This is a genomic window from Streptosporangium nondiastaticum (genome assembly GCF_003011965.1).
Lineage (GTDB): Bacteria > Actinomycetota > Actinomycetes > Streptomycetales > Streptomycetaceae > Streptomyces > Streptomyces nondiastaticus.
Genome location: NZ_PXWG01000316.1, coordinates 1 through 991, shown reverse-complemented (window position 1 = coordinate 991; position 991 = coordinate 1). Strand labels below are relative to the sequence as shown.

Below are 991 nucleotides of genomic sequence, written 5' to 3'. Positions count from 1 at the left end.
GTGGTGCGGTGCCGGGCGGCCTCGCCGCGCAGGAGGCCGACGGCCCAGGCGGCGCCGGCGGGCCGTGCGCTCAGCAGCATGCGGGCGACGGCGCTGTCGGGGGCGGCGGTCCGGTAGGCCCATGCGGCGGCGCGGGCGTGGAGTTCCTCGCGGCTCTCGGTGGTGAGGGCGGCCAGGACGGTTTCGGCCGCGGCGGGGTGGCGGAAGGCGGGGCGGTCGCCGGGGAGGAGCAGGCCGGTTCCGGAGAGCCGGGCGAGGGCGCGGGGGGCGGGTGCCCCGGCAAGCGCGGCGATCATGGGGTGGGTGCAGTCGGGACCGGCGGCGGCGATGACGCGCAGGATGCCGTGGAGTTCCTCGGGCAGCACGGTGAGGGTCTGCCGGGTGCGCCGGCGTACGGCTTCGGCGGTGCAGTCGGCGAGGTGGTCCAGGTTGTCGCCGGTGGGGGTCCGTCCGTGGCGGGCGAACTGGCTGATGACCGAGCGCAGCAGGGCGGGGTTGCCGTCGGCGGCCCGCGCCGCCGCCTCCTGGAAGGCGGGGTCGGCCGGGGTGGGCCAGGCCTCGGCGAGGAGCCGGCCGACGGCCGGATCGGGCAGCGGGCCGAGGGGCAGGGTGTGCCGGGCGACGGTGTGCTCGCCGTCCAGCGGGCAGGGGGTGATGTGGTCGCCGGGTGCCGCGGGGGCGGCGTCGCTGTGGGCGGTGAGCAGCATCAGGGGGGTGCCTGCGAGGCGGCGGGCGAGGGCCTGCAGCCAGCGCAGGGACGCCTGGTCGGCCCACTGGACGTCGTCGATGACGACGAGCAGCGGTTCGGTGCGGGCGGCGGCGAGGAAGACGCGGCACAGGGCGGCCCGTTCCAGGTCCTGCGGTTGCCGGTGCGGCGGCGGTGCGGCGGCGTGGCCGCTGCGGGCCAGGGCGCCGTGCAGCCGGGCGGCGAGGCTGTGGGGCCGGCCGGACTCGTCGCGGCAGGCCTGGGCGGCGGCGACCCGTACGCCGG

1 protein-coding gene is annotated in these 991 nt (G+C 79.2%); it reads right to left on the bottom strand.

What is annotated here, in order from left to right; all coding sequences use genetic code 11:
* A partial coding sequence (locus B7P34_RS35990; RefSeq protein WP_146167046.1) for an AAA family ATPase occupies positions 1–991 on the bottom strand: 991 nt, incomplete at both ends.